Raw genomic sequence first — 17,890 nt, 5'->3', positions numbered from 1 at the left:
CTGCTGTCAGGGTTTTTCCGCCTTGGGCGCAGCGGTAACGGCAGGCGGCGATCCTACGTCCTTGGCGGTAAGCTGAGTCGCGGCGCTGCCCTTTTCAATCGCAGTGGCCAGCACGACGACTTCGCCGCAGGTCGAACGGCAGATCGTTTTCATCTTGGCGAGATTTTCTTTCGCCTTTTCAATGGCACCCTTGTCGACCATCGCTTCGCCCTGCCCGCCGAGGGCATTGAGATCGGTAGGATCAATCAACAGCGCTTCACGATATAGGCGGATCGATTTGCCCGTGAGGCCCTGGATACGCGCCACTTCTCCCAACGCGCTAAAGGCCGCACGGTTACGCGGATCGACGGCCAGCGCCGTTTCATAAGCGTCAATCGCATCCTGCAGCTTGCCGAGCTTTTGCGCGGCTTCACCTTTTTGCACCCATGCGACAGACAGTGGATCGATCTGCATATCCGGCTTCTGCCCATTTCCCGCACTCGATACCGTCGCGAGCACCAGAGCCAGAGCAACAGAAGCAGGGGTAAAACGCATAATCTTCTCCAACAGTGTTTCGGTCGTTTCAACCGCACTTGAATTCGGGCCTTTTATCATGACTTTTTCATCCGTGCGAAGAAAAAGCCGTCGGTTCCGTCATGGGCAGGCGAAAGCATAATGCCCTGGCCCCGGCGGCGACCGGGCATATCGCCTGAAAGATCACACTTCCAGCCGGGATGCCGGTCGAGAAACGCATCCACCTGATCACGGCCTTCGCGGTCGAGCAGGGAGCATACCGCATAGACCATGGTTCCACCCTTTGCCGCCAGTTCAGCACCAATATCCATGATCCGGGCCTGCTCTGCAAGCAGACGTTCGAGTCGCACTGCGGTCAAACGCCAGCGCGCTTCCGGGTTACGCCGCCAGGTTCCCGTTCCCGAACAGGGCGCGTCGATCAGCACACAATCGGCGATGCCCGCCAATGTCGACAGCGCGCGATCCTCATGCCCCTGATCCAGTAAGAGTGTTTCAATATAAGCAGCGCCCGCCCGCGCCGCGCGTGGTTCAAGGCGTGCAAGACGGTTGCGGATCGTGTCGGCGGCAATAAGCCGGCCCTGCGCCTGCATGTCCCCAGCGAGCGCCAATGTCTTCCCACCGGCACCTGCACACAGATCAATGACGGTCTGCCCGGGACGTGCGTCACATAGGCGGGCGATAAGCTGGCTGCCTTCATCCTGCACTTCCACAAGGCCGTCGATCCACAGGCTTGTTTGCGCGATTGGCCAGCCTTCGGGCAAGCGGATCCCATCGGGGGACAGTCGCGTAGCTACGCCATCGGGCAATTGCGCAAGCACAGTGTCACGATCCGCCTTCAAACGATTGACCCGAAGATCGAGAGGCGCACGCTCCAGAAGCGCCTCCTGCTCTTGTTCATCCACCAGATCGGCAAGCAACGGCTGAATCCATGACGGCACGACACTGGCCGGTGCAGCGGGTTCGTCAGGGACGAGGGGCGCAGGTCCATGTGCCGATCCATCAAAGAGCGCAGCAATTTCGGGGTTCTCCCGGGCGACTCCCACCATCGCGGCACGACCGTTCCGGGGACATTCTCCCGCACGGCGGATCGCTGCATAAACATGATCGCGTACTGCCCGTCGATCCTTTGATCCGGCATAACGGCGCGCCTTGAAATAGCCGGCAATCAGCGTGTCGGCGGCAGGACCGCCATCGCGCGCGGCGCGGATGATCTCATCAAGCAGATCAATCGCGGCCTGAATGCGGGCAGATGGAGTCATTGTCCTCCCCGGACGGAGGGCCGCATCGCTGGTTCACCGCGTCGGGTAATTGGGGGCCTCGCGGGTGATGGTGACGTCATGGACGTGGCTTTCCGAAAGGCCGGCATTAGTGATCTGAATGAAGCGTGCGCGCTGTTGCAATTCTTCAATCGTGCGCGATCCGGTATAGCCCATGGCCGCCTTCACCCCGCCGACAAGCTGGTGAATGACATCCTTTGCCGCGCCCTTGAAGGGGACCTGACCCTCAATGCCTTCGGGCACCAGCTTCATCTGGTCCTTGATGTCCTGCTGGAAATAGCGGTCGGCCGAACCACGCGCCATTGCACCAACCGACCCCATGCCGCGATAGCTTTTATAGGCCCGCCCCTGATACAGGAAGGTTTCGCCCGGAGCTTCCTCCGTTCCGGCAAGCAGCGATCCCACCATGACCGCGCCCGCGCCCGCCGCCAACGCCTTGGCGACATCGCCCGATGTGCGCAGACCGCCATCGGCGATCACGGGAACGCCTGATTTCATGGCTTCTTCAGCTGAATCCATAACCGCCGTCAGTTGCGGAACGCCGACGCCCGCAACAACGCGGGTGGTGCAGATAGAGCCAGGACCAATACCGACCTTAATACCGTCCGCACCCGCGTCGATAAGTGCACGGGCAGCCTCCGCCGTCGCGACATTGCCCGCAACGATCTGGATGCTGTTCGACAGCTTCTTGATCCGTTCAACCGCGAGGGCCACCATTTTGCTGTGTCCGTGCGCCGTATCGACGACGATAAGGTCACATTCGGCATCGATCAGCGCTTCCGTCCGTTCCAGCCCCGAATCGCCCACCGTTGTCGCGGCCGCGACACGCAGGCGGCCTGTGGAATCCTTGGTCGCCTTCGGATAGGTCACTGCCTTTTCAATATCCTTGACGGTGATCAGGCCGATACAATGATAGTCGTTATCGACGACAAGCAATTTTTCGATCCGCCGTTGGTGCAACAGGCGACGGGCATCCTCCTGCCCCACTCCTGCTGGCACGGTCGCCAGATTATCTCTGGTCATCAATTCGCGCACAGGCTGTGCCGGATTTTCGGCAAAACGCACGTCGCGATGCGTCAATATACCCACCAGCTTGCCACTGCCCTCCACAACGGGAATTCCGGAAATCCGGTGCCGCGCCATCAATGCCTGTGCGTCCGCCAGCGTCTGATCCGGGCCGATGGTGATCGGATTGACCACCATGCCCGATTCAAAACGCTTCACGGCGCGGACCGCATCGGCCTGTTCGGTGATGGAAAGATTGCGATGAAGAACGCCAAGGCCGCCCAACTGCGCCATGACGATCGCCATATCGGCCTCGGTCACGGTATCCATCGCCGACGATAGAATCGGAATATTAAGGCTGATTTCCTTGGTTACCCGGGTGCGCGTATCGGCCTGGCTCGGCAGAACGTCGGATGCGCCCGGCTGAAGCAGGACGTCATCGAATGTAAGGCCTAAGCGGATGTCCATGAGAAGCGCCACTTTCTTTCGCGGGAGGTTTCGTGGCGGTCCATGTAACCATTTAACCCCCGGGGCGCTAGTCCAGCAAACGGGATATTTTTGCGTGCGCGAATAAGGTCAGCGTCCCATGCCGCACGCCTCTGCGCGGGCAATCAATGCGCGAGCGCCGGTGACATGCATGGATTCGATCATCCGCCCCTCAAACCGCTCCGCGCCACCACTGGCCGCCGCGATCAACCGATAGGCATTTTCCACATCGGGCAAAGACGGGCCGAAAACCGTGTTCGCCGCGGCTATCTGGTTGGGATGGATCAGCGTTTTTCCGTCAAAACCAAAGGCATAACCTTCCCGGCATTCCGCCATAAAGCCATCCGCATCGTCAAGCTGGTTGTAGACGCCATCAAACACCGCCTTGTCGGATAGCCGCGCCGCCATCACGATCATCTGCAACGCCGTCACCAACCCTTCCCTGCCCGCCTGTGCCGGAATTTTAAGGTCGATGCGCAGGTCGTTGGTTCCGACAAACAGCGCCGCCGTGCCAGCCGCAGCGGCAATTGATTGCGCCTCCATCAAACCCTTGACCGATTCGATCATGGCGATCACTGGCCTGCCGCACTCACGATATACCCGTTCGGCCTGCGCGGCGCTTTCCACTTTGGGCAGCACCAGATAATCGGCGGCTGTTCCGGCAAAGGCCGCAATATCCTCCTGATGCCAGCGCGTCCCCGCCATATTAAGGCGCACGGCAATCAGCTTCGTGCCAAAGCCTTCATCGATGGCAGCGACAGCGGATCGGCGCGCGCGGTCCTTGTCCGCATCGGGAATCGCATCCTCCAGATCAAGGATGACCATATCGCTGGACAGACCGCGCGCCTTTTCAATCGCCCGGCCGTTGGACGCGGGCAGGAACAATAGCGAGCGCGCATATTCCAGTTTCATCACACCCATCTTTCCGATTCCACTTCCCCGTCAGGCCATTAGCCGCCATAGTCCCCGCTTCCAACTGGGGGGAGTTAGATAATGGGTGCTACCGTTGCCTTTTTTCTCGTAATTCTGGTCTTCATCTATCTGGCCGCGAGTATCAAGATCGTCCGTCAGGGATACCATTACACGATCGAATATTTTGGGCGCTTTACGGATGTCGCGCGGCCGGGTTTCAATTTCTATCCGGCATTCTTCTATCGCGTCGGCCGCAAGGTCAACATGATGGAGCAGGTGGTCGATGTTCCGAGCCAGGAAATCATCACCCGCGACAATGCGATGATCGCCGTCGATGCCGTGGTTTTCTTTCAGGTGCTCGACGCGGCCAAAGCGGCCTATGAAGTGTCAGAACTTTTTGTCGCGATCATGAACCTGGCAACGACTAATTTGCGTACCGTCATGGGATCGATGGACCTGGATGAAACCCTGTCTAAACGGGACGAAATCAACGCGCGATTGCTGCATGTCGTCGATGATGCGACGTCCCCCTGGGGCCTGAAAATCACACGTGTCGAGGTGAAGGACATTCGTCCGCCGCAGGATATCATCAATTCCATGGGTCGCCAGATGAAGGCGGAACGTGAAAAGCGCGCCAACATTCTGGAAGCCGAAGGGCTGCGCGCATCGGAAATCCTGCGCGCCGAAGGGCAAAAACAGTCGCAAATCCTGGAGGCCGAAGGCCGACGCGAAGCCGCCTTTCGCGATGCAGAGGCGCGTGAACGCTCCGCCGAAGCGGAAGCCAAGGCGACGCAAATGGTGTCGGACGCCATCGCAGGCGGCAATTCGCAGGCGATCAACTATTTCATCGCGCAGAAATATGTCGAAGCCGTGGGCAAATTCGCAACGTCACCCAATGCCAAAACAATCCTGTTCCCTGTGGAAGCGACCCAGCTTATCGGCACATTGGGCGGTATAGGCGCACTGGCGAGAGATGCGTTGGGCGTGGATTCAAATGGCACCGCTGCACCACCGCCGCCCAAACCCCGCCGCGGTCCTTTCGAACCTGTTGCGGAGTAACGCCGATGGAAATGATGAGCCAGATCGAGCTGGACGCGCATTGGTGGTGGTTGATCTTTGCCGTGGTGCTCGGCATCGGCGAGATCATCATTCCGGGCGTATTTCTGATCTGGATTGCGGTGGCAGCGGCCTTTACCGGCGTCGTCACCATGCTGGTAGGCGGGCCGCTTGCCGTGCAACTGGTGATATTTGCGCTGGCTTCCGCTGGCATCACCTGGTTTGGACGACGCTGGTATCTCAAAAATCCGGTGGTATCGAGCGATCCGTTGTTGAACGACCGCGCCGCCCGGATCATCGGACGCACCGTAACAGTGGTGGAAGCGATTGTGCATGGCGAAGGCCGCGTAAAGGTCGGTGACGGGGTATGGCCTGCCTCTGGTCCCGACCTGCCCGAAGGGGCGAGTGCGCAAGTCACAGGCGTCCGGGACGGTGTGTTGGTGGTCGACCCCATAAGCAAAGCAGAGTGACATTTGCCGGTGGCTAGCGTGACGCGGCTAATGCGACTGATTGGGGGGTGCTTGGTGCGTCAACCGGCCCCGGCATCAGCAGGACAAACGCGGCAATGCCCACCTGCAACAACACGCAGATGATGAATCGGCATATGGTCCTGTCACCTTTCTCCATGGCCAGCTTTATAGGCACGCAAGAAAATCCCCTGCATCCGTAAATCTCCCTATTTCTTGAACCGGCGAAGCGCTCCAATACTGGCTTCATGACATGGACAACTATACGCATCGAACTCGCTCGCACCCCACAGTTCCCCAATGGGTCGGCTGCGCGCAACTACACCTTGCGGCTTCCCCTGACCGAGCAGGGATTGATCGACCCGGATGAATTCAGCGCACATCCGGAACGCGCCACTGTCCGCCGCTTCTGGCCCAACGAACCCGATCAATCCGGCTATATCGTCCGAAAAAATAGTGGTTGGGCCTTTTCCTATGCGCTTGGAGACGAGGATGACGAGCAAGTCTTTCACCTCGAAAATCATCGTATCCGCGTCGGCGAATACCTGACATTGACGGAACCCGATGGCGACAAATGGCCATACCAGATCAAAAGTTGCGCCGTTTAGGGCGCCCTCAATAATCCTTGGAAATGCGCAGGTTTGCGCTTTGCCGGCCCATGGTCGATATGCTCGACAGCAGTGAAAGCCAGCGCGTGATCTGAAACTCGATGCGCGTAGCCGAATAGCCCTGACCATCGGTGATCAATTCCACATAGGTGCGGCGGGTGATATATTTGCCCGCCGCCACCGATGTCCCCTGACCCAGCGTTGTATCGGCAGGCAATATCCGTAGCCGATCCAGTCCCGCAGCCTTGCGCACCGCATTGATGGGATTAAGACCGCCTCCCCCGCCCTGCAAGGATGCAACCGCGGCGGCAAGCTGAAGCGCTTCGGGCGCGGACAGTTCGGTGATCGAACTGCCAAAGAGCAGACGCGAGAGCAGTTCATCCTCCGGCATCGCGGGCGTGCTGGTAAAGCTGATATTGGGTTGCAGGCCAGTGCCGGTCACATGAATGATCGCGCTCAGATCGGTGACATTGGCTGACGCCTCTATGTCCAGATTGGGATTCACCGGGCTGTTACCGGCAAAACGGATTTGCCCCTTTTCCAGATCAAAGCTCCGGCCAGCGAATTCATAGCTGCCCTTCACCAGATTTGCTGTCCCCATTATGGTGGGATTGCTGATTGTGCCGCCAATTTTCAGATCCGCTCGCCACTCGCTGTCAAGACCAAGGCCAGTGACGGTCAGGCGGTTGCGCGCGTTGGCGTGAATATCCAGTCTCCAGGGAGAGACTATGGCCTCATCATCATCCTCGTCCCCGCGGCGGCGCACTTCAATAATTTTCAATTCCGGGATTTCGGCAATCGCGCTCGCGCGACCGAGCATGAAACGACTGCGGTTCAGCTGGATATCACCCGAGATCACTCCCCCCACACCATTTGACTGAACGGTCATGGGGCCGGTCACCGTTGCGCCGATATCGTCCCGGTCGAGCAGCACAACATTGTCCGCCGCAAGTGCAAGGTCAATGCCTATGCCCCTTGGGACCGACAAATCGAAACTGCCGCTGCCTGTCACCGTGCCGCCGCCCTTGGATGTGCCGCTGAAGCTGGAAAGCACCAGTCTCGAACCGCTGAACGTCCCCCGCAGCTTCACCCCCTTGAGAGCCATGCCAGTCACAGGGCTGGAAAAGCGAGCATCGTCGGCCACTACCGATCCCTGGATGACAGGCCTGCCGAATGTTCCGCGGGCATCCATGCCGACGGCGACCGGGCCAGACAGGTCGAACGTTTCGACGTTGGTCAGCCGCCAGAGCGTGTCGGCCGGGCCGTTATACCGCAACTGGGCGAACAGCGGCGCATTGTTCAGCCGGTCCAGAATATAGCCATCACCGAGCGGCCCCAGGCGCGCTTGTGCCCGGCCAATGGTTTTGCCGTCCTTGACAATGACCGCCCGCGCCACGGCATCGCCCGTATGAAGCAGGGCATTCACCCCGACATCGACGGGATGAGAGGATACAGCAAGCCCGGACCGGGTCAGGCCTCTCAGGCGCAACTCCGCCTTGCCAGTCGGAAATTGCCCCCGTGGATGGGCATAGCTCACCGTTCCCGTCACCACACCGCCAAGGCCCAGATCTTCGTTATATACATCGAATATGCTGAGCGGCAGCCGGTCAAGCCGGGCCTGTATCTGCGTGCTGGGGCCACCCAGTTCGCCCGACAATTGGGTCCGGCCACCAGCAAAAGCGACGATGGTTGGCGCAAGTGCCCAGCCGCCATCGTCCTTGCCCGTCAATATGGCGGGCCGGACAAGCTGAATCGGTTTTCGATCCAATGTGCCCTTTGCCGTCACCGTGATCCGGCCCGGTTGAATATCCGCATCCACGTCCATATCGAACAAGCGCCCGCGCTGGCCAGACAGACTGGCATGCGCGCTCCCACGTCCGGCAACCAATTGAGCATTGGCAGTGATCTGTCCGATCCGCATGGTTCCCCGCCGCACGCCGCGCGCCTGCATGGCGGCATCGATGCTTGTCCCGTTGGGGTCAAGCAGGATGGAAGCGCTCAATCTACCTCTGCGCACCCGGAACGCGGGTGGCCCGATAAAATCGGCATTACGGGCATTGAGTTCGGTACGAACCTGCTGAACATTATTGACAGGCTGCAAAGCGACAAAGCCTGTGACTCCCCCCCCGGAAATCTCCAGCCGTCCGTCCAGCCCACCCGTGACCGGCCTGATCTGCCCTTGCGCGCGGGTGCCCGATACGGTCAGCCGTGCGACGTCGATCACCGCCTGGCCACCGCGCGGAAGCAATATCATGCCTTCCCCATCAAAGGGGCCAAGCGTCGACCCACCTTCTACGGTAAAAGTGAACCCTTCCACCACAGGCGACAGATGCACGCTTACATTCGCCAATCCCGCCGCATCCATTGGCCGCGCGAGCACCACATCGACTTCAGGCCGGTCGATCTTGCCATCGAGCACCATCTGTACCGGCCCATAACGATCATGCACGCCCTCTCCCGCCAGATGGAAAGTTCCATCCTTTCGTCGATACCCATGGGCTGACAGCTGGAGATCGGGGGCGACCAGTTTTAGTCCCTGCAATTGCAACTGGCCGTCCGTACCCAGATTGAGATTTGTGGTGAGGCGGGGCAGGCCACCTGCCAGACCACCCAAAAATGCATTATCCATCCGCCGAACATTGGCCAGAGCCTTGCCTGTAAGGGCCAAGCCGCCACTCTTTGCCGGAACCGCACGGATATCGGATTCTATATCCACGATGCCCAACCCCGGGATCAGCAAGTTCCGGATATGTCCAGTCAGCGCAACATCATACCGCCCCGTGGCGAGATCGGCCAACAGGACAATTTGGCTGTCCAGTTTTGCCGCCCGCAGCTTCATCGTGTTGCTGGTCAACACCTGTCCCTGGAGCTGCAGCATGCCATCAAGCGTCACATGGGTGAAAATTCCTTCCACCACCGGCCCCTGCCCCGCCAATTGTCGGGCACGTATGGCGACGGGAATCAGCGTCGGCGCTTGATCCCCGATCCGACCCTCTCCACTTGCACGCAGATCCACAAAGCGGGCTGAATCGAAAGCCAGTTGCTGCGCCGTCAGCAGATACTGAAAACGGGCAGCATCAAACCGGCCGTCAAAGCGCAACTTCGCCGACACGTTCTTGCCGCTTGCCGATTTGACAAAGGCCGCGGGCCGCAACAACTGCACATCCACGCGCAGATCGTCGAACAGATTGTGACCCAGATCCACGCCGCCCTTCGCCACCAGTTGCAGCGCAGCCGACCGGAGCGTCAATTCACCCGAAACAACCCGTTTTTCGAACGTTCCACTGGCCTCAGCGCGGATTTCGGGCATCGACAAGCGACCGATCAGTCCCCCGCGCAGCCATTGCGGCTGCAATGTCCCTGAAAGCCGATAGTGTCCATTGGCCACTTCCATGCCGACATCCGCAAGAGCATGTTCATCGACAGTCGCCAGCACATGCCCCTGCCATTTCGTCCAACTCCCCTCGCCATCCAGTTTAAATGTGGCGGCCCGTTGTTTCAGACCCGCAAGCGATCCTATCAGACCGCCTGCAGGCGCGTTTACATTGGCCTGTAGATCGAACGTGTCATCGTCCGGACGGGAATCGATTCTAAGAACAATCCTGTCTTGCCCGCCAAGCACCCGGCTATTCAGATCGACACGCGCACGCCCCGAAAATATCTCCACCCGACCATGCAGCGTGGCAACATGCCTTTCGCCCGCAACGCGCGGGTTAATGGTAAGGCGACCCACATCAAGATCGACAAGCCGAATGTCAAAGTTGGGAAGAATCGGTCCTTTTTTCTCGCTGGGCTGAAATTTGGGCCACTTATGCAACGTCGCGGTCGCAACGCCCAACCGATCAACGTCAAGCCGGTTCGAAAACCACGCCAGTGGCCACCAGTCGAGTTCAATGCGGGGGGATGACAGGAACAGCCCCTTGGGATCATAGAAGCGCACATCGTACAGAACCGCGTTCTTGTAGATACTGCCGTCAATCCGGCCGATCCGGATTTTCAATCCCGAAGAAGGCGATAACGCGGCAATTCTGTTAGCAACAAAGCGGTGTCCCATGCCCGTATCGAGCCATGCAAGACCAGCAATGGCCAACAGCAATAGCGCAACCATGCCGCTGAATACCCAATGCTGCCAGCGAAAGCGGAAACGGCGTGGCGGTTCGACCTGATCCTGCGCCTCATCCTCCGTCATCAGAACGCCTGCCCCAACGAGACATAGACCGCCACCCTGGGATCACCCGACCGTGGGTTTATGGGCGTGCCAACGTCGATGCGAATAGGCCCAAAGCTGCTATAATAACGCACACCAAGTCCGGCGCCGACCTGAAAATTCTTGATATCAGGCAGAAAATCCGTCGAAATATTCCCTGCATCGACGAATGGCACGATACCGAAATTGCCAAAGTGGATACGCGCTTCCAGCGACACTTCAGCCAAGCCCCGACCGCCAATGGGATCACCATTCGCATCGCGCGGGCCAATATCCTGATACCCATAACCGCGCACCGATCCGCCACCGCCAGCATAATAGCGCCGCGATGGTGCGATCTGGTTACGATGAGCGCCGACAATCGTGCCTGCGCGCACCCGTCCTGCCAGGACGACACGATTGCCCATCGGCTGATAAACGCTACCGTCGAGTTGCACCCGGCCATAACCGAATGTTCCCGATTGAAAGGACAATTCAGGCGAAATCCGCATCCCCAACCGGAAGCCCCGGGCAGGGTTCAGCAGATCGTCGCTACCATCATGAATGAGGTTAAGCGGCAGCGCCGCGATGAAGAAGGTCCGCCGCTGCGATATTGCATCGACGCCGATACTATCGCGCTCATCGGAAGTCAGCAGTTCCGCTCCGGCAGACCATGTCCACGCCTTCTGAAAGATGATGTTCGTTTGCCGCTCTATGCTTGCTGAAACCTGAAGCGTCTTTGCATCATAGGCCGCGCGGTTGATGTTGCTGGCGGAAACCTGCGCGTGAAGAACCTGATCTCGCCGCTTGTAATTGTTGCGCCGATAAATCGCAGAGAGCGACTGCTCCTGCGTGCCCGCAACGCCACGAAAGGTCATCGCGCCTTCAGGTGGAAAGAAATTGCGGTGTTGCCAGCTTGCCTCCACGCGATAGCCTTCTCCCGTGCCATAGCCCAGTTCACCCGCGACTGTGCGCGGCGGCGCTGGCTCCAACGCGACGGCCAGATCGACCGTCTCCCCATCCCCTGCATCCTTCGGGGTCAAGGAAACAGAGGATATAAGCCCCGTCGCAATGAGCGCGCGGCGCAGGTCGGTTATGTCAGACGCATTGTAGGGATCACCCGGCTGAAAGCGGGCAATGCGCTGGATATGGCGGGCGCTGAAAATATCATCTCCCGCAATGTTGATCCGGCCAAAACGACGATAACCTTTGGGGTCTACCGTCACCGATAGATCGCCGTGCCGCGCCTCATGATCGATCTGCACAACCGGTTCATCGACCTTCGCAAATGGATAACCATTTTCACCAAGGGCCACCGTCAACCCCAATTGCGCGGCGATGATCTGGTCAGCGTCGACAGGATCTCCGGACTTTACGGAGAAAGCCTTGTACAAGGCATCCGAATTTTCATGGGCGTTCTCAAGGCCCGGCAGGTTCACCTCGTCCAATATATATTGCGGACCCGGCACTGTATCGAGCATGACCTGCAACCGCCCGCCATCCTGCGCTGGCAGGATATCACTCACCACCCGCGCGTCATAATAGCCTTTGGCGCGGAGCAGCCGTTGCAACAGGGCGATATCTTCCTTTGCACGACGGTTGATCTGCGCAACATTGGCCTTGTCACCATCGCCTTCGCGCAAAACCGACAACTCATTGAAGCGATTCCTGAATTGATCGTCCTCAATCCCATCCAACCCGCGCAAGACCACTTTATAGTCATGCTCGGCAACGTAATCGACAGGCGCCACAGGCACAGGAGTTTCGAGAGGTGGGGCATCCTCCGCATTCATTCCAGCCGCGTCCTCTTCGGCTTCCATGGGTTCTATATTATCGGGCTGATTCATGTCAGGCCATTCGACACCAAGGTCGGGAAGAGATTCAGTCGGGGATTGGGGATCAAGCAGAGTCGAACCCAACGGCATGGAATTGCTTGATTCCTGCTCCGGTGGTGGCTGATCGCGCGCATAGGCCGCAGACGGCACAATCGCTAGCAATACCCCGCAATAATTCAACAAGGCCAAGCGAAATCGACAGGTCGTTGGGCCACGGAACATTTGCACTTACTAGACCAATTGACTTGCGCCACGCCACCCCAGTTTTAGGCTGATCAAGCCATTGAGCGTTGCACCGAAGCGCATTGTCGCTTCGATGTTGTCCGTCACCGCTATAAACTGCTTTCCAGCCGATCAAGTAATTGCCGGACAGGACCTTGCGAACGGACGGGATGATCGTCGACCATCGGGTCCGTATCCATCGCGCTCTGGAACCGCGCAACCCGCTCGTACAGGTCTTGACTGGCATCGATCAAAGAACGCGCGACGAAGGGAAAACGCGCGACAACGGCGGGATCGGATTTGGCTGCCGCGCCAAACCGATGCCGGGGATCGGAAAGCTCGCTGCGGTGCAGTTCGCCATTATGCACGGCCCGCTGGGTCAACAGCCACGCGATGACATGCATCAACCGCGTCGTTACCTTCAATGATTCACATGAAAAGCTGACGCGAACCATGATGTCGAGCGAATCCCGATCCTGATCGCCTTGCTGATCGAAATAGGCACGCGCTTCGTCGGCCATGACCATGGCCTCGATATACAGACTGTCGACCAGCTTGCGACTCATCCGGCTCGATACGGTGCTATTATGCATTTCGTTCAACTGCCATAACGACCCGCGTCTGTCAGGTGCGTTAAGGATATTTCTTGTCACCTGTAGAGGTTGATCGTCCCGAATTGAGCCGAATCGACTTGCTTACGCGATAATATCGGGGATCAGCGCGTCCTCAAGGATCGCGATTTCGTCCCGCAAACGCAACTTGCGCTTTTTGAGTCGCGCGAGTTGCAGATGGTCCCGTCCACCCGATTCGACCAAGGCCATGATCGCGGCATCGAGATCCCGATGCTCCACGCGCAGTATTTCAAGGCGGCGCATGATGTCTTCAGGGTGCATATGGGCAGGATTCCTGACAGGAAAATGGCGATTTTTCAACTATAGGCAAGATCGGCGCAACGGGCCATCGCAAATCCTGCATCACCACTCTTATTCAGTACAAAGATAGGGGAGACAGGAAGGAAGAATCATGATTTACTTGCCTTTCCATGACCCTTCATCAGCCAGGAGATACTATATGGACAACAGCCATATTTCCGCTTTACAGGCCAAACATGCTGGCCTGGATGCACGTATCAAAGCGGAAAAAAGCCGACCCATGCCTGATGCAACTGTCCTGGCGACTCTCAAGAAACAAAAATTGCGAATCAAGGAAGAGCTGACGGCGCACTGACCGTTAAGCCCCTTTCTTATCCCGCTGCGGTTCAGTGATTGAATAGAAATCGCTGAACCAGCGGGATTAAAAATCAGTATGGATTTCCCGACATCGGAACGTGCGTCTGCATAGTATTCCGTCAGGATTAATCGTCGCGAGAAATCTTTTCCTGGCGCTCATGCCGTTCCTGCGCTTCAACGGTCATGGTGGCGATAGGACGCGCTTCCAACCGACCAAGCGAAATCGGCTCTCCCGTCACTTCGCAATAGCCATATTCGCCATCGTCGATCCGGCGCAGCGCTGCATCGATTTTTGAAATCAGCTTGCGCTGACGATCGCGGGTGCGCAATTCGATGGACCAGTCCGTTTCGCTCGACGCACGATCATTCAGATCCGGTTCGCGCAGCGGTTCGTTTTGCAGCACCGCAAGCGTGCCTTCCGCTTCGGTCAAAATATTCTTTTTCCAAGTGAGCAGCAGCAACCGAAAATATTCAAGCTGCCGTTTGTTCATAAATTCTTCATCGGCAGATGGACGGTAACCATCGGGCAAAGACAGCTCCGCGTTTTTCAAGGGATCCGTGCCGTCAGGCGAATTTACAATCGATGCCATAGGGCCTCCGCCATAGCGTCCGGCGACCGCGTCGGCCGTACGGACTTTTGATCATTTGGGGCGCCTATAACCGGGCTCCACAAACCGCACAAGCATCCTTGTGCGACGGCGGGCATATATCTGCTCCAAGCCCTTGCAGTTTCCTGAATATTCCGCAGAACCATTGAACAATGCCGGACGATCCATTCCGCTGGAACATGCCCGCATCCAAATTTCGGTCAACTTGTTGAGAATCAATCCGACCACCCATTCATTCGTCCACAGGACCGGCGTATACAGAAGCGGGCACGGCAACAGGGGCAACCACTATTATATTTTCTTTGCGCCCGCCCCATAGGGGGACATTAACCAAATATAGTTATGATTTGATAATTATTTCTTAACCTTTCGCTATAAAATCAAAGTTAATACGATTGCAGTTAATCTTTTATTCTGCACTTTTGTCCAGATCGGATGCGTAATGGCAGGGGGCCTGTCATTCGCATGGCAATGGAAAGAGTATGGAATAATGTCAGTACGGATGGCCATGGCTAAATTATGCGCTTGCGCCTGTGGCGGAGCGATTATCGGCGGGGGAGCGGTGCATGTCGCCGAAACGCCCAAGACCGAGCATGTCCGGATGTTGAAGCAAACGAAAAAGCCTTATCCCAAAAGACAATATACCAAGCACGCGAAACAAGTGCGCCGTACCGTAACGACGACATCCTGCGCCCCCGCTATGGTCACGATCGCCAGTCAGGCTGCCCCGATACCCCTGCCTCCTGTTCCGGCGGAATTTCACAGCGAAATACCTGTTACATCCAGCGGCGGCGGCGTGCCCATCGTGATCGGCGGCAGCGGCGGCTTTGGCGGTAGCGGAGGATTCTTCGGCGGCTTCTTTGGCGGTGGGTCGAGCGGCGGCAATGTCGTTGTCTCTTCAACCACCAGCGGCGGATCGACCAGCACCAGTGGCGGCTCCACCAGCACAAGCAGTGGCGGAAGCAGCTCTTCTTCGTCCTCAAGCAGTTCCTCGTCCAGTTCGTCCTCTTCATCTTCGTCCAGCAGTTCCGGTGGAAGCGGTGGACATCATGGCGGATCGAACGGCGGCAGCTCAGGGTCCAGCTCGTCAAGCGGCAGCTCGGGCTCGAGCGGTTCGTCAAGCACCTCTTCGGGCGCGACCGGCGGATCATCGAGCTTTGGTGGATCGTCCAGTTCGTCCACATCCTCATCAACCAGCAGCAGCACGTCATCAAGTTCGAGCAGCAGCGGTGGCTCTACAGGTAGTTCAACGGGCGGCACGCCAGTACCTGCCCCCCCGATGGTCCTGCTGTTCGGCGCCGCCGCAGCCGCACTGGTTGCGCGCAAACGGCTGGCCACGAGGACGACGGCCAAACCGTAGCCGCCAATTCCACGATAGAGACACGCGGTTTACGACTGCAGGATAATTTTTTCGATTTCCGGCACGGGATGGCCTGTCAGATCCTTGCCAATTTCGCCGATAAGACGCCCCTCGACTTCCTTGTGATAATGTTTGCGCAACATGCCCAATGTTCGGGGCGGCGCAACAACGATCAACCGGTCATATTCATTGGCTAACGCCATTTTCTTGAGTAATTCGGCGATTTGTGCGGCGAAGCGGTCCTGTTCGAGCTGATGGAAGTCGGTTTCTTCAAAAGCGCTTCGATGCGCGCCTACGCTGCTGAATGCCCGACCGGGTTGGTCGCTACCTTGCTCGCGATCCGGGGGATTTTCCTGAACAATCTCCCGCTCCAGCTCCAGTTTAGGCCGATCTGCCAGACCTCCGTTGCAGAAAAACAGCGCCTTGTCGCCGTCCAGAACGACGACACGGGTATCGCGCGCCAATTTCATATCGCTTCTCCCAATTTTGGATGACAGGAAATGAACGAGCAGGATGCGCGCAGGTTGCATATTAGACAAGACAGCGGTTCGGCAGACTTGCCACAGTCGCAATCGGGCTTAATAGGCTTGATCCATGCACGACATCAGACTGATCCGCGAAAACCCCGCCGCCTTCGACGCCGCGCTGAAACGGCGTGGAACATTCTCAATCGATCCGATTCTGAATATCGATACCCAACTGCGCGGCTATCTTCAGGAACGTGAGCGGCATCTGGCGGACCGCAATGTAAAATCCCGCGAGATCGGTGAATACAAGAGGCGCGGCGAGCCCGTCCCTGAAAACTTGCTCAGTGAGATCAAATACATAAAAGATAGGCTTGCCATCCTTACGGACAATCCGAACCAAAACCCCGAATCCCTACAAAAGCAGCGGGACGAACTGCTCGCCACCATCCCAAACCTTCCCGCCGACGATGTACCGGACGGAACGGACGAGAATGACAATGTCGAACTGGTCCGCTGGGGCGAACCGCGCGCGTTCGATTTCACGCCGCAGGATCATGCTGATTTTGGCCCCGCGCTCGGTCTTGACTTCGAAGCAGCGGCGGCAATGTCGGGCGCGCGCTTCACTGCTTTACGTGGACAGATGGCCCGCCTCCATAGGGCGCTGGCCCAGTTCATGCTCGACCGCCAAACCGGCGAAAATGGCTATGAGGAAGTGAATCCGCCGCTGCTGGTGCGCGAAGAGGCGCTGTTTGGCACGGGTCAGTTACCCAAGTTCGCCGAGGATTTATTCCTAACAAGTCTGACTAGCACTGAACGATTTCGGTCAATTCTAGAGGAAAATCTAAGCGAATTTTCAGATGCGCAAATGCCAGCTGTACGGCGGGAAGAACTAATACTAGATGTCCTAAAATGGTTTCGTGACAGGGATGGCCGTTGGCTGATCCCGACCGCCGAGGTCAGCCTGACCAATCTGGTCCGCGAACAGATAGTGCCCGACGCCAGCTTGCCCCTGCGCTTTACCGCGCTCACCCCCTGTTTCCGGTCCGAAGCCGGATCGGCTGGCCGCGACACGCGCGGTTTCATCCGTCAGCACCAGTTCGAAAAGGTCGAACTGGTCGCCATCTGCCGCCCCGAAGAATCGGAGACCGAGCATCAGAAAATGTGCGCCGCCGCCGAGGGCATATTGCAGGCGCTGAACCTACCCTATCGCCGCGTGCTGCTGTGCACCGGCGATATGGGTTTCAGCGCACGCAAGACGTTCGATCTGGAGGTCTGGCTGCCCAGTCAGCAGACCTATAGGGAGATCAGCAGCATTTCCCAGTGCGGCGATTTCCAGGCGCGCCGGATGAATGCCCGTTACAAACCGGAGGGGGAAAAGACAACGCGCTTCCTCCATACACTCAACGGATCGGGTCTGGCCGTCGGACGAACGCTGGTCGCGGTGCTGGAAAATTATCAACAAGCCGACGGCAGCGTCATCGTGCCGGAGGTGCTGGCTCCTTATATGGGCGGAATTACGAAACTGGAGCCAGTTACGAAATAAAACATCCGTCGCCCCAGCGAAGGCTGGGGCCTATGTCTCTATCCAATTGGGACATCGCTTTCAGCTACAGAGATGGACCCCAGCCTTCGCTGGGGCGACGAAATGATGAAAAGGCC

At 57.9% G+C, this 17,890-nt stretch carries 17 protein-coding genes; 5 read left to right on the top strand and 12 right to left on the bottom strand.

Features of this window, described 5'->3' with window-relative positions:
* Positions 1-6: 6 nt before the first annotated feature.
* The 4 genes from L3X40_RS04020 to L3X40_RS04005 form a co-directional block, all read right to left on the bottom strand.
* On the bottom strand, positions 7-534 hold the full coding sequence (locus L3X40_RS04020) for a tetratricopeptide repeat protein (protein WP_237364567.1): 528 nt from the start codon (positions 532-534) through the stop codon (positions 7-9).
* Positions 535-590: 56 nt separating this feature from the next.
* Positions 591-1,772, bottom strand: a complete 1,182-nt coding sequence (locus L3X40_RS04015; protein ID WP_237364504.1) for an RsmB/NOP family class I SAM-dependent RNA methyltransferase — start codon at positions 1,770-1,772, stop codon at positions 591-593.
* Between the two features lie 33 nt (positions 1,773-1,805).
* A complete protein-coding gene (guaB, locus tag L3X40_RS04010; protein ID WP_237364503.1) occupies positions 1,806-3,263 on the bottom strand; it encodes an IMP dehydrogenase in 1,458 nt (485 codons plus the stop codon).
* 108 nt (positions 3,264-3,371) lie between these two features.
* Positions 3,372-4,193, bottom strand: a complete 822-nt coding sequence (locus tag L3X40_RS04005) for an HpcH/HpaI aldolase/citrate lyase family protein (RefSeq protein WP_237364566.1) — start codon at positions 4,191-4,193, stop codon at positions 3,372-3,374.
* A gap of 81 nt (positions 4,194-4,274) precedes the next feature.
* Between L3X40_RS04005 and L3X40_RS04000 the strand changes: the two genes are divergently transcribed.
* The 3 genes from L3X40_RS04000 (at position 4,275) to L3X40_RS03990 (ending at position 6,324) form a co-directional block, all read left to right on the top strand.
* Positions 4,275-5,252, top strand: coding sequence for an SPFH domain-containing protein (locus L3X40_RS04000; protein ID WP_237364502.1), 978 nt, complete (start codon positions 4,275-4,277; stop codon positions 5,250-5,252).
* Positions 5,253-5,257: 5 nt separating this feature from the next.
* Positions 5,258-5,719, top strand: a complete 462-nt coding sequence (locus tag L3X40_RS03995; RefSeq protein ID WP_445177150.1) for an NfeD family protein — start codon at positions 5,258-5,260, stop codon at positions 5,717-5,719.
* Between the two features lie 245 nt (positions 5,720-5,964).
* Positions 5,965-6,324 carry a hypothetical protein gene (locus L3X40_RS03990; RefSeq protein ID WP_237364501.1) on the top strand — a complete coding sequence of 120 codons (360 nt, stop codon included), beginning with the start codon at positions 5,965-5,967 and terminating at the stop codon, positions 6,322-6,324.
* A 7-nt stretch (positions 6,325-6,331) separates the two neighbouring features.
* Here the strand turns inward: L3X40_RS03990 and L3X40_RS03985 are convergent, their stop codons facing one another.
* From L3X40_RS03985 to L3X40_RS03970, 4 genes are all read right to left on the bottom strand, one after another.
* Positions 6,332-10,513, bottom strand: a complete 4,182-nt coding sequence (locus L3X40_RS03985; RefSeq protein WP_237364500.1) for a translocation/assembly module TamB domain-containing protein — start codon at positions 10,511-10,513, stop codon at positions 6,332-6,334.
* Positions 10,513-12,567, bottom strand: a complete 2,055-nt coding sequence (locus L3X40_RS03980; RefSeq protein ID WP_445177149.1) for an autotransporter assembly complex protein TamA — start codon at positions 12,565-12,567, stop codon at positions 10,513-10,515. Before L3X40_RS03980 ends, L3X40_RS03985 begins: the two co-directional genes overlap by 1 nt.
* A gap of 110 nt (positions 12,568-12,677) precedes the next feature.
* Positions 12,678-13,160, bottom strand: coding sequence for a DUF1465 family protein (locus L3X40_RS03975; protein ID WP_237364498.1), 483 nt, complete (start codon positions 13,158-13,160; stop codon positions 12,678-12,680).
* Between the two features lie 102 nt (positions 13,161-13,262).
* Positions 13,263-13,460: a YdcH family protein gene (locus L3X40_RS03970; protein WP_237364497.1), complete on the bottom strand. Its 198-nt coding sequence runs from the start codon at positions 13,458-13,460 to the stop codon at positions 13,263-13,265.
* Between the two features lie 178 nt (positions 13,461-13,638).
* On the opposite strand from L3X40_RS03970, the gene L3X40_RS03965 reads away from it, so the two are divergent.
* Entirely contained in the window at positions 13,639-13,794 is a 156-nt protein-coding gene (locus tag L3X40_RS03965) for a YdcH family protein (RefSeq protein WP_237364496.1), read from the top strand.
* Positions 13,795-13,921: 127 nt separating this feature from the next.
* On the opposite strand, the gene dksA is transcribed toward L3X40_RS03965, so the two are convergent.
* From dksA to L3X40_RS03945, 4 genes are all read right to left on the bottom strand, one after another.
* On the bottom strand, positions 13,922-14,386 hold the full coding sequence (gene dksA, locus L3X40_RS03960) for an RNA polymerase-binding protein DksA (protein ID WP_237364495.1): 465 nt from the start codon (positions 14,384-14,386) through the stop codon (positions 13,922-13,924).
* 777 nt (positions 14,387-15,163) lie between these two features.
* Positions 15,164-15,346 (bottom strand): hypothetical protein, encoded by a 183-nt coding sequence (locus L3X40_RS03955; protein ID WP_237364494.1) that lies wholly within the window; start codon positions 15,344-15,346, stop codon positions 15,164-15,166.
* Between the two features lie 105 nt (positions 15,347-15,451).
* A complete protein-coding gene (locus tag L3X40_RS03950) occupies positions 15,452-15,757 on the bottom strand; it encodes a hypothetical protein (RefSeq protein ID WP_237364493.1) in 306 nt (101 codons plus the stop codon).
* 36 nt (positions 15,758-15,793) lie between these two features.
* A complete protein-coding gene (locus L3X40_RS03945) occupies positions 15,794-16,234 on the bottom strand; it encodes a host attachment family protein (RefSeq protein ID WP_237364492.1) in 441 nt (146 codons plus the stop codon).
* 124 nt (positions 16,235-16,358) lie between these two features.
* On the opposite strand from L3X40_RS03945, the gene serS reads away from it, so the two are divergent.
* Entirely contained in the window at positions 16,359-17,774 is a 1,416-nt protein-coding gene (serS, locus tag L3X40_RS03940) for a serine--tRNA ligase (protein WP_237364491.1), read from the top strand.
* The last annotated feature ends 116 nt before the right edge of the window (positions 17,775-17,890 follow it).

It is taken from the genome of Rhizorhapis sp. SPR117 (assembly GCF_021742065.1).
This window is presented reverse-complemented; position numbering and strand designations above follow the sequence as displayed.